Source organism: Chryseobacterium antibioticum (genome assembly GCF_012927325.1).
GTDB lineage: Bacteria > Bacteroidota > Bacteroidia > Flavobacteriales > Weeksellaceae > Chryseobacterium > Chryseobacterium antibioticum.
Genome location: NZ_JABBGI010000004.1, coordinates 225,140 through 237,788, shown reverse-complemented (window position 1 = coordinate 237,788; position 12,649 = coordinate 225,140). Strand labels below are relative to the sequence as shown.

The window sequence follows — 12,649 nt, the reverse complement described above, 5'->3', positions numbered from 1 at the left end:
TACATGCTTTAGCTCACAACCTAAGAAAGAAAGTGGCATAAGAGACACTTTTCAAACTGGAAAAAACTTCAAAAGAAAAACGAATAAATACAAAAAAAATCCGCCTCACTGGTTGTGAGACGGACTCCTTATAATTTTTTTTCTTGAGTAATTTTGATATTTTTTACTACAGATTGTTAGTCTTTCATACGAGTTACTATCCCTCAAAAACTGGACAGCTACCCGGAATCGATGGGTCATAAGGGAAAAGATAAAGACAAACTTTACGGCCTCTAAAATCCGGACACACAGCACAACCTTTTGGTCAGCAATCGAGATCAACAGCACAATTGTCTGCCATCCCTCCAATAATAGCTCTTAAATTTTCTCTGTTTAATTTTTTTGAATTTCTCATGATTAATTTTATTATAATTAGAATTCTAAATATAACATTTTTAACCAATTACAAAAAAAATACATCTCTAAAAAAGGAAATATATTTTCTACTATTAAAAATTGGTCGTTTCAAAATAATTTGTACATTTGTCTCGTAAAGAATGAACTTTCTAAGAAACATATCAGATATTTCTACACCGGAATTACTTATTTCGGGGCTATCTTCTGTTTCTACATCAACTACAACAACTACCCCGTAGCGGGGTACATTTTCACATATCATTTCCTGCACCCGCACTCTTTTTTTTAAAGAGTAGCCATTTCGTTTTACCCAACCTCAAATACATATTGGATGAAAATCTTAAAATTCGGCGGTACATCTGTCGCCAATGCCCGGAATATCCTTTTGGCAGAACATATTGTTAAAAAAGAATCTTTACATAACAGGATTATTGTTGTAGTTTCAGCCCTTCATGGGATTACCGATACCCTGATAAAAGCTGCAGAGTATGCCTCTGCTAAAGACGAAAATTACATTCCAATCATCAAAGATCTGGAAGAACAGCACCTGGATCTCGTCAAAGAACTGATCCCTGTTTTAGACCAGAGTTCATGGCTAAGCTTTGTTAAAAAACATTTCAACGATATGGAAGATATCTACAGTGGAATCTACGTATTGGGAGAATTTACGGATAAGATCAGGGATAGAATCACCTCGTATGGCGAATTTCTTTCGTCAAATCTTATCGCAGCCAGACTTCAGTACGAAGGACTAGACTGCATATGGATGAATGCAGCTGAACTTATCAGAACTGACAGCAGTTTCACCCATGCGAAAGTAGATTTTGAAATCACTGAAGACAATTTAAAAAACTATGTTGCCAATCATCAAAATCAGATCATTGTCGCGCCCGGTTTTATTGCCAAAGATCAGAATGGCAATATGACAACATTGGGAAGAGGCGGTTCTGATTATACTGCCGCTATTATTGCAGCCGCTGTCTCTGCCGACGAGCTCCAGATCTGGACTGATGTAAGCGGGATGATGACTGCAGATCCGAGATTGGCTTCCCATGCCAAACCTATTCCTGAGATTTCTTACCATGAAGCAATGGAGCTTTCCCATTTTGGGGCTAAGGTTCTCTATCCCCCATCCATACAACCTGTGATGGCAAAAAACATTGACCTTAAGATCAAAAACACTTTTGATCCGGATGCACATGGAACTTTGGTTTCCCATAGGCTGAATAAGTCAGCAGACAAAAAGCAACAGGCTGCAGCAGGAGTTTCCAATATGAGCCATATTGCACTTCTTACTTTGGAAGGCAGCGGAATGGTAGGTATTCCGGGAATTTCGGCAAAGCTGTTCCAATGTTTAAGCTTTGAAAAAATAAATGTCATTCTTATTACCCAGGGCTCATCGGAACATTCCATTACCATAGCTGTTAATGAAAAAGAGGTGTTTCATGCAGAGAATGTAGTGAATTCTACTTTCCAAGATGATATACAACTCCACAGAATGGCTCCCGTAAAAATAGAAACGGGACTTTCCATTGTTGCGCTCGTAGGAGAAAACATGAAGAACAGAAGTGGCATCAGTGCAAAAATGTTCGGGTGTTTGGGAAATAACGGCATCAATATCAGAGCTATTGCCCAGGGATCTTCAGAAAGAAATATCAGCATTGTTATTTCGGAAAAAGATACCAGAAAAGCGGTCAATATTCTTCATGAGGAATTCTTTGAATCAGAAATCAAGCAGGTCCATCTGTATCTCTGCGGAACCGGAAATGTGGGTTCAAAGCTTGTTCAGCAGATTTATGATCAAAATGATTATCTACAGGAAAATCATTTGATCAATTTACGGATTGCGGGTATTTCAAACAGCCGGAAAATGTTTTTCTCCGATAAAGGAATTCCTGAAGACGAGTTCAAAAACTGGAGCGAAAAAGGGATTGAAGCATCAGTTCATGGATTTGCAGAAGAAATTATCTCACGAAATCTTCGGAATTCAGTATTTATTGATGTTACTGCAAGTTCATTGGTACCGGATATTTATGAAAGTTTATTAAAAAGAAGCGTCAATATTGTGGCCTGCAATAAAATCGCTGCTTCCTCAGATTTTGAACATTATAAAACTTTAAAAAATACGGCACGAAACCATAATTGTAATTTTCACTTTGAAACCAATGTGGGCGCCGGACTTCCAGTTATTGGAACCATTAATGATCTGATGAAAAGCGGGGATAAAATCACGTCTATCCAGGCTGTATTAAGTGGAACCTTAAATTTTGTTTTTAATAATTATGACGGAAGCAGAACCTTTTCAGAAGTTGTAGCTCAGGCTCAAAAAGAAGGTTATACAGAACCGGATCCCCGTCTGGACCTTACAGGAACTGACGTAGCCCGCAAGATTTTAATTTTAGCCAGAGAAGCAGGATATGCTCTCCAGTTCGAAGATATTGAAAATGAAAGCTTTCTTCCTGAAGAATGTCTTCAGGGAAGTGTAGAAGACTTTTATGTAAAGCTTACTGAGTATGAAGATCATTTTAAAAGTTTACTGAATCAGGCTCAAAAAGAAGGTAAGATCTTAAAATATACGGCCGCGTTTAAAGACGGAAAGGCCAAAGTTGGATTGCAGCATGCCGCTCCGGACAGCGATTTGTATCACCTTTACGGTAAAGATAATATTGTCATCTTCAAAACTTTAAGATATTCCGAACAGCCTCTTGTTGTAAAAGGCGCCGGTGCAGGAGCCGAAGTAACCGCCAGTGGTGTTTTTGCAGATATTATACGCTCCGTTTAAAATAAACAATATGAAAAAAATAAAAATAAAAGTTCCGGCGACCGTTGCCAATCTGGTTTGCGGATTTGATATTCTGGGAATGGCGATCCATGAGCCCTATGATGAAATGGAACTGAAATTACTGGACACTCCCGAAATCATTATTAAACATGAAGATCATTTCGGTCTTCCGGAAGAGCCTTCTCAAAATGTGGCAGGCGTTGTCCTCCAGAATATACAACAACATCTTCAACTGACGAAAGGTTTTGAGGTAACGATCCGCAAACACATAAAACCAGGCAGCGGGCTCGGCTCCAGTGCGGCAAGTGCCGCCGGAGCCGCCTTTGGAGCCAATGTATTATTAGGAAATATTTTATCCAACGAGGAGATGATCCATTTTGCCATGTTTGGGGAAGAGCTTGCTTCCGGGGTACGTCATGCAGATAATATTGCTCCGTGCATTTACGGCGGAATCACATTGGTTAAATCCTCCTCCCCTATCGATATTATTCCATTAAGCACTCCTGATCTGTTTGTGGTTGCCGTACATCCGCAGGTTGAGGTAAAGACTTCCGATGCACGACAAATCCTAAAGAAAAACATTCTTCTGAAAGATGCAGTAGAACAGTGGGGAAATATCGCCGGATTAGTGGCCGGAATCCTTAAAAATGATATCCCTTTGATCGGAAGAAGCTTGAACGATGTGATTATAGAACCTGTAAGGAGCATTTTGATCCCCAAATTTGACGAAATCAAAATGAAAAGTTTAGAAGCTGGTGCTCTAGGAGGTGGAATTTCAGGATCAGGGCCTTCTATTTTCATGCTGACAGAGGAAAAAGAAACGGCTGAGAAAATTGCCAAGCTGATGAAATCTGTATATGATGAAATTGAAATCGAGAGTTTTGTGTATGTATCAAAAATAAATCCTGCGGGGATTGAGATCGTGGAAGAAGGTGAATGATGAAAACCAATAAATTAAAAACAATGAAGTATTATAATTTAAAAGATAAACAGGAAACCGTTGATTTCAAAACAGCCACGATCAAAAGTCAGGGCAGCCAAAAAGGCTTATTCTTCCCGGAAAGAATTCCTCAGTTTGATGAAGAATTCATCAACAATCTTCATTTGTATTCTGATGAGGAAATTGCTTTCAGATGTATGAAAGATTTTATCGGAGATGAAATTCCGGAGGAAGTATTAAAAAATATTGCTGCCGAGACCATCAGTTTTGAAATTCCTTTAAAAAAAATCAATGAGCAGATATCCATTCTGGAACTATTCCATGGACCAACCTTGGCATTCAAAGATGTGGGCGCCAGATTTATGAGCCGCTGCCTTTCTTATTTTCTACAGGATCAGCAAAAAAAAGTAACGGTGCTCGTGGCTACTTCCGGTGATACGGGTGGAGCCGTTGCCCACGGATTTTATAATGTTCCGGGAATCAATGTCGTTATTCTTTATCCCAAAAACAGGGTGAGTGCCGTTCAGGAAAAACAGCTTACTGCACTTGGTGGAAATATCTCTGCTCTGGAGGTCAATGGGAATTTCGATGACTGTCAGAATCTTGTTAAGCAAGCTTTTTCGGATGAAAGTATTAATTCTGAACTGTTTTTGACTTCAGCCAATTCGATTAATATTTCCAGATGGCTTCCGCAGCAAATCTATTATGTATTAGCTTTAAAACAATGGCAGAAGCATGAACATGAAAATCCTGTCATCTGTGTTCCAAGTGGGAATTTCGGGAATATCTGCGCGGGACTTCTGACTTATTTCCGGGGGCTTCCTGCGGAACATTTTATTGCTGCCTGTAATGAAAATGATGTGGTTCCTGATTATTTAAAAACCAATCATTATCAACCTAAGAAAGCCTTAGCAACTATATCCAATGCTATGGATGTTGGCGATCCCAGCAATTTTACGAGAATCATGGAACTTTTCGGACATCAGTTTGATACACTTAAAAATATGATCACCGGCTATTCAACAGATGATGAATCTACGCTGCAAACGATCAAAGAAGTTCATGAAAAATACGGATATATTCTGGATCCTCACAGTGCAGTCGCTTTTGATTCTCTTGAGAAATACCTGCATGAAAATCCGGGTAAGAAAGGATTTATATTGGGAACTGCACATCCTGTAAAATTCCCTGAAGCAGTAGAAAAAGCAGCGCATATTAAGATTGAGATTCCGGAAGCCCTGAATGATCTGATGAAGCAGGAGAAAAAAACTGTAGAAATTAATACAGACTTTGAAGAATTAAAACGATTTTTGCTGAATAAAAATCAGGAACAATGAGCAAGATCTTTCTGGAAGATGTAAGAATATATGCCTACCACGGTGTGCTGCCCGAAGAAAATATCATCGGGACCTATTATATTTTAAATGCGGAGCTGCACACGGATCTTTGGAAAGCTGCAGAAACAGATGATCTGAATGATACGATAAGTTATGCAGATATCAACGGTATTATTCACCAGGAAATGGCCATCCCATCCAAATTACTGGAACATGTGGCAGGAAGAATTATCACAAAGATCCATGAAAATTTCCCCCAAATCTCCTACATCAAATTGAAGATCACAAAAACTTCCCCACCGATGCAGGGCGAAATGAAAGGCGCAAGTATTGAACTGGAAAGAAGCTTTAAACCTGGCGATCTATAAATTTTTATTTCACAAAAAATATAAAGAAATTGAAATCCATCAAATTATTATTTTTATTAAGCTTTACGGTCGTTTTCGGACAGACTGCGGTTAATAATCAATCTGCCGTTTATAATTTCCCTAAGATAAAATCCAGCATTACAATGCCGGTAACGATTCCGCTTTCAGAGATCAGTAATATGATCAATGCTTCGGTAAAAGAGCTGGTATTCCAGGATGATTCTTATACGGATAACAATAATGACCAGTTCAAAGTAAAGGTGTGGAAAACCCGCCCTATTCGTCTGGTGGGTGGAACAAGCCAAAATCTACTGATCGAAGTTCCGTTAAAAATCTGGGCGGAAAAAGGAATTGGTACTTTGGGGGTTTATTCTTACCAGAACACGACCTTTGAAACGGTGATGTCCTTTAATACGACAATCAGTTTTAACAGCAACTGGACAATTTCCACCAATACACAACCCAACGGCTTCAGATGGGTCACAAAGCCTGTTCTTGATTATGGCAAAATACAGATTCCCATCACTTCTCTGGTAGAAAAAAGTCTCAAAGAACAGCAAGGGAAATTTGCTAAAACGATTGATCAGCAGATGACGACCCAACTGAATTTCCAACAGTACGCTGTCATGGCATGGAACGTTTTTTCGCAGCCTTTCAATATTTCTGAGGAATATAATACCTGGCTGAAAATAAGCCCTGTAGGTGTGAATATGACTCCTTTGAAATTCTATGGAAATGAGATCACCACCAATATAGGAATGGATATTTATTCGGAAACGTTTACAGGAAGCAAACCTGCTGCATCACCCTCAGTAAAATCAGCGGGTAACTTTAATGTAGTCCCGGTTTTGGCGGACAAATTTCTCCTGCAGACCACTGCAAATGTTCCTTTCTCTGAGGCAACGGCTATTGCGAGGAATATGTTCATGAACAAAGAATATGATGTCCGGGGTTCTAAAATAAAGATCAAAGATGTGAGGGTTTATGGTGCTGAAGGAAGGGTCATTGTTGAAGCTGAAACGGAAGGTTATGTGAATGGTAAAGCGCTTATTTCCGGGATTCCGGTATATGATGAGACAAAAAAGAAAATCGTGTTGTCTAATACGAAATTCAACCTCAGAACGGCTAATATTCTACAGAAAACAGCTACTCTTATTTTTAAAGGAAAAATCGTTAAGATGATCGAAGATGAATACGGAATTCCAACGCAGGATCTGGAACTGGCTTCAAAGAAAAGTATCGAAGACGCATTTAATAAGGAATATTATAAAGGTTTAAAAATGAATGGAAGGGTCTATAATCTGAAACCTGGCAGCATTCTTTTAAATGAATCGGGAATCACTGCGGTGATTGAAACGAGTGCTACTTTAAAACTAATCATCAACGGAATTTAAAATTAATAAAAAAAACTAATTATTAAACATGAGAAAATATTTACAGATTGTTGATAGACATCGAGCTTCCAAAGGAGCAAGATTTGCTAATTATTTAATTGACCTTGTTGCTTTTTATATTGTATTTTTTGTCGTTCTTACGATACTGATGCTTATCAGTCCCGCTTTTAGAGAATGGATGGCCAATGCCAATGATCTTATACAAAGAGTGATCGCCATTATTTTCTATATATTGTTTTCTTTTGCCATGGAAACGGTTACCGGAGGAAGAAGCCTTGGAAAGTTAATTACCGGAACCAGAGTAATCATGACTGATGGCCAAAAACCATCTGCAGGAAATTATTTTTTAAGAAATATTATAAGAGGAGTTATACTGGTTGATCAACTGTCATTTTTAAGTGAAAATGGCTTTCATGACAGCTGGAGCAATACCCGTGTGATCAACATTAAAAATTATGACGCTGAAAGACAGCTAAAAAGTGATATCAACAGCATTGGGGCGAAATAAATTATTTAAAAATTTTTGTTCATTAAGAATTTTTGCTATATTTGCACACCTCAAAAATGGTAAAAATGGTACTTTGGCCGAGCGGCTAGGCAGTGGTCTGCAACACCATCTACAGCGGTTCGAATCCGCTAGGTACCTCTTTAAAAACCTCTAATTATCTTATTAATAGATTTTTAGAGGTTTTTTGTTTTGGGATCTGTCTATCTATATTTACAAGTCAAAAGTATGCCTATATTCCTATGATTTAATAACGACTTGATTCTTTAAAAGTTCCTCACAATAAAAGCCTCCCGAGACACGAGAGGCTAAGTGTAAATTTTCAGCAATGAAATATATGATAAAATGATGGTATCGCCTTTATCACCATTTAAATTATGTTTTATTTGAGGGATATAGAAAAGTACATCGCCATAGCAGTGACTGTTGCTACCCATCCTATTACCTGCATCAACTTTTCATTCAAAACATTAATTTCAGATTTGTTTTAATATAGCTGATTAAAATATGAATTCCTACAATATCCCTCTATTAGACATAATATTTATTAAAAATAATTCTAAATTCGGGGAATATTACTATATTTGAGACCTAACGAATAACTATTCATAAAATGCGAAAATTAACAAGAAAAGAACTAAAAAAAACAATTGCAGGAAAAGCAATAAATCCAACTGACAAAAAGATCCCAACAGATCCAATAGGTGTTGCCTGTGGTGGGTCGCACTGTCCAGATGATAACTACAGATGTTGCTATCATCCGGTTGGAAACTACTGCAGCACTCAAACTTGTACTTAATAAATATAACCCTCTTTTACAGAGGGGTTTTTATTACCCTGTCTCGTCCTGAAAAAGGTTGACAAAAAAAATAAAAACAGTCAGCCTTATTTATGGATAAAAAAAAACATCCGCCCCCTTTAGAAGAATATAGTGAGGCATTCAAAAGACAGGTTGTCTCCGAATATGAACGGGGATTATTTACGAAGGATAAATTGAGCCTAAAAAAACATATAACTTCTTATCATGGCCAATGCACTTCTCTCCGGCATTCAAAAACAAGACAAAACTCTCCCATAAAACGTACACTTTCGATGATCCGAAGACGTATAAAAATGGTAAAAACACGAACCTTTTATGACAGGCAAAAAAAAATCCCCGAATTGCTCCGGGGATAAAAACTAATAACCATGAAAACTCAAATTAAACATGAGTTGCTTGATTACATTGAAAAATCGTACCAAAATGTAAAACATTTGAAATTTTTTTGATTTTTTTTGAAAAAATTAATTAACAAAGCTCTTTTACACCCTTCTTTTCTTCTTACAATCCCTCTCTATTGCTTCATAAATAAGCATTATCTGTGATTCAGTAATATTTTTAATTTTTTGAATTTTGAATCTGTTCCAAAATCTTTTTCCCGTTCTCATTATCTGGGTTTAACTGTATAGACTTCTTATACATTTCAATTGCCTTATTTTTATCACCTGCTTTTAACAGTATTTCACCATAGCTGTCATAAACATTCCAGCTGTCAGGAAATAAATATACATTGAGTTTAAAAATCCCCAATGCCTCTTTCTGCTGATTCGTGCTCATCAATCGATATGCCCAGTTGTTCAGCTCAAATTCTTTTGGATTAAAATCGGGATTTTGTTTTTTCTCTTTCTTCACAAAATCTATTGCATTTTCAAATCCGATCTTTTGCAGATTTTTTCTAAGATAGGTTAATGGATCAGCTTTAATTATATCAGGGATATAACATCCGGCAATTTCTTCTATAAAATCCTCGGGAGAACTTCCTCCTAGATTGGTTAATACGATTACAGATAAACGATCATCCGGATATATGAGCAAAGCAGATCTGTTTCCGCCAGACATTCCCACTGCTTTATGGTGCTTCCTAAGCTTTGCAATTCCCCAGCCCCGTACCCAATCGGTTGGTGTTCCATTATTGAATGTGCCTGGCGACCACATCAGGTCTAATGTTGAAGGTTTTTGCAACAATTGACCATTTTGTAAAGCAATAATCCAACGGGCGACATCTTCAGAAGTACTGTTAAGCCCTCCTGAAGTACGGCTAAAATCCGGAAATTCATAATAATTATTAATCAGCTTATCCTGATTTGTTCTTTTCCCATCAAAAAAATTTCTATAACTGTAACTAGGTGCATAATGAGGAATCACATCTCTGGAATCTCCAAACAGGGTATGCTTTAAAGGAACAATCTTAAATTGTTTTTCCTCAAAAAAATCGGCAAACGGCTGACAGGTCAACTTTTCAATTATCTTACCCAATAAGTAATAGTTGGTTTGATTGTAACTGAACTGCTCTCCAGTTTTAAAATCTAAAGGAATTGTTTTCAGTTTTTCCCAAATAGCTTTTTCAGTCCGTAACGGTCCGATATTTCCTGTAGCAGGATCAAAAAGCTGTAAAATATCGGGCAATCCGGAAATATGAGTCAATAATTGATCGACTGTTATTTTCTGCCATTCCAAAGGCAGATCATCCAAATACGTATTGATAGTAGCACCCAGCTTTATTTTTCCCTGCTCAACCAATTGCATAACTGCAACACCCGTAAAGATCTTAGTATTTGAATTAAGGGGAAAAATAGTGGTATTGGTTACCGGAATATTGTCCTGTACACTTGAAACACCATAGGATTTGCTTAAAACAATTTTTCCATTCTGAACTATGGCAATTTGTACTCCGGGGATTCGTCTTATGCTCATTTCCCTGTTAATGATTTCATCCACTCCAGAACTTACATCCTGGGCAAAAGAGGGTAATGAAACTATTAATAACATAATGAGAAGGTAGATTTTCATGGTTTAATTTATATATAAAACAACTGAAAATCAAATCTGTTACATTCTTTAGCTAATTTACAGCAAGCCTAAAATATTTTTAGCCTCAGTATTACCAGATATAAACATCAAAAATCCGGTAAAAAAAAATCCTCAGATTGCTCTGAGGATAAAAACTAATAACCATGAAAACTCAAATTAAACATGAGTTGCTTCATGTATTGAAAAATCATGCCAAAACAATACGCTAATAAAAAATACTTTTAGATATTTCTAAAAGATATTATCTATGAAGCAGTTAAGTTGACGCTTCTTATTCCTCCTCAAAAAACAAAAAATTCCCACAAAATGGGAAGTTCAATAAAGTCATGAAAATGTATACTGTTCAGATTTTCAATTCAAGTTTATGATAAAGATCATATTCTTGCGGCTATAAAATCTACTTTTTCAAAAGTTTCTTTACTTCACTTTTATGATGCATGAAAAGTATCTTAAAGTAAAAAGCCTCCAATGGAGGCCTAAAAAACACAAATGATGAAAAAATTCTTATAATCTAATAAATAATTATCTCTCGTTTAATTCTACAATTCAAAAATAGTATGTTTTGTCGTGTTGATTTTATGAGTTGAGTCATAAAATTCATCTTCACATTGCATCGATTTTCTTCTAAAGCACAATTCAAAATTTGAGAATCGTTACCTGTAATATTAAAAATTAACCTCAAATTCTCCTTTTAAAAAAATTGAATGTAAGTGGATTTTGTACACCACAACACCTATTGTTGAAATTAATTTTATTAGATAAAATCTATTAACATAAAATAATCAACACGATAGAAAGTTATGTTGAATATCATTAAAATATAAGCAGATTAAAGACTGATAACAACTTACACTATTCATACGCATAATCAATTATAAACTAACATATAATATCATAATCTTAGAATATAATAAAAAAATATCAGATACACTATGACCCAGGTCATCTTTTTTCAATGTTTTATTTTATAATTTTACATTAATCTTTAATTCAATATAACGTGATAAAATTCTCTATACTGATAGCCAATTATAACAATGGTAAGTACTTTAGAGACTGCTATAACTCGTTGATAAGCCAGACCTATCAAAACTGGGAAGTTATAATTGTTGATGATGCATCTACTGATGATTCCGTAGAAGTAATTGAAGGTATTATAAAAAATGACTCCCGTTTCAGAATCTATAAAAATACCTCCAATCAAGGCTGCGGCTACACCAAAAGAGAATGCATGAAATATGCAGAAGGAGAAATATGTGCCTATCTGGATCCCGATGATGCTATTTATGCCAATTCCTTAGAAAAAATAGTACACGAATTTGCTAAAAACGACATTACAGCAGCCTATTCCCAGATGATACTGTGCGACGAAAATCTTAATCCGGAAAAAGTATTTGCAAGTACAAAACAGATTTACAACAGCAGATATTTTTTCAACTGCCCTATTCAGTTTTCGCATTTCTTTACCTTCAAAAAAGAAACTTACCTGAAGACTTCCGGCATCAATCCCAATCTTAAAAGTGCAGTAGATCAGGATCTCTATCTGAAAATTCTTGAGCATGGCAACGTAAAATACATAAAAGAGCCATTATACCTGTACAGACTCCATTCTAACGGTATTTCTCAGCAAGGCTTCAAGCCGGATGCAAAGGAATCCTTCGCCAAAGTGATCCACGATACCATGAAAAGAAGAGGCATCAAAAAGATCAATAATCAGATCGTACCGGAGGCATATACTAACCCTCAGGAAATCTATGAGCTCCTGAACTATCAGACTCAAAAACTTCACAGACTGATCAATAAAGTAAAGGTAACTTTCAATATATAGCTAAGGCTTCTCATTGTAAGAAGTTTTTTTTCTATAGACAAACAATAATAGCCCTTCACTATTTGTGCTTTACCATAAATAAAAAAGCCTCCAATTTAGGAGGCCTAAAAACACAAATGATGAAAAAAATCTATTTAGAAAAATCTAAACAGAATTCGTCGACAATAAATGTCTTATTATCTTTTCTGCTATATCGTTTTCCAGGAGATTATATTTTATCAAATCAAACAACATCCCAAAATAGAAGG

General features: G+C 36.3%; 8 protein-coding genes and 1 tRNA gene. 8 read left to right on the top strand and 1 reads right to left on the bottom strand.

All coding sequences use genetic code 11. The features are described 5' to 3' along the window. Positions 1-727 precede the first annotated feature (727 nt). From thrA to HHL23_RS04845, 7 genes are all read left to right on the top strand, one after another. Complete coding sequence (thrA, locus tag HHL23_RS04875) at positions 728-3,178, top strand: bifunctional aspartate kinase/homoserine dehydrogenase I (RefSeq protein WP_169233685.1); 2,451 nt, start codon at positions 728-730, stop codon at positions 3,176-3,178. A 10-nt stretch (positions 3,179-3,188) separates the two neighbouring features. Beyond that, entirely contained in the window at positions 3,189-4,118 is a 930-nt protein-coding gene (locus HHL23_RS04870; RefSeq protein ID WP_169233684.1) for a homoserine kinase, read from the top strand. Between the two features lie 23 nt (positions 4,119-4,141). Next, positions 4,142-5,455, top strand: coding sequence for a threonine synthase (thrC, locus tag HHL23_RS04865; RefSeq protein ID WP_169233683.1), 1,314 nt, complete (start codon positions 4,142-4,144; stop codon positions 5,453-5,455). After that, complete coding sequence (gene folB, locus HHL23_RS04860; protein ID WP_169233682.1) at positions 5,452-5,823, top strand: dihydroneopterin aldolase; 372 nt, start codon at positions 5,452-5,454, stop codon at positions 5,821-5,823. The genes thrC and folB overlap by 4 nt, the downstream gene beginning before the upstream one ends. Before the next feature lie 29 nt (positions 5,824-5,852). Next, positions 5,853-7,217 (top strand): DUF4403 family protein, encoded by a 1,365-nt coding sequence (locus HHL23_RS04855; RefSeq protein ID WP_169233681.1) that lies wholly within the window; start codon positions 5,853-5,855, stop codon positions 7,215-7,217. A 28-nt stretch (positions 7,218-7,245) separates the two neighbouring features. Continuing rightward, positions 7,246-7,725 carry an RDD family protein gene (locus tag HHL23_RS04850; protein WP_169233680.1) on the top strand — a complete coding sequence of 160 codons (480 nt, stop codon included), beginning with the start codon at positions 7,246-7,248 and terminating at the stop codon, positions 7,723-7,725. A gap of 67 nt (positions 7,726-7,792) precedes the next feature. Further along, positions 7,793-7,863, top strand: a tRNA-Cys gene (locus HHL23_RS04845). A gap of 1,237 nt (positions 7,864-9,100) precedes the next feature. On the opposite strand, the gene HHL23_RS04840 is transcribed toward HHL23_RS04845, so the two are convergent. Continuing rightward, positions 9,101-10,552, bottom strand: coding sequence for a serine hydrolase (locus tag HHL23_RS04840; protein WP_169233679.1), 1,452 nt, complete (start codon positions 10,550-10,552; stop codon positions 9,101-9,103). A 1,021-nt stretch (positions 10,553-11,573) separates the two neighbouring features. On the opposite strand from HHL23_RS04840, the gene HHL23_RS04835 reads away from it, so the two are divergent. Continuing rightward, on the top strand, positions 11,574-12,401 hold the full coding sequence (locus tag HHL23_RS04835; RefSeq protein ID WP_169233678.1) for a glycosyltransferase family 2 protein: 828 nt from the start codon (positions 11,574-11,576) through the stop codon (positions 12,399-12,401). Positions 12,402-12,649: the final 248 nt, after the last annotated feature.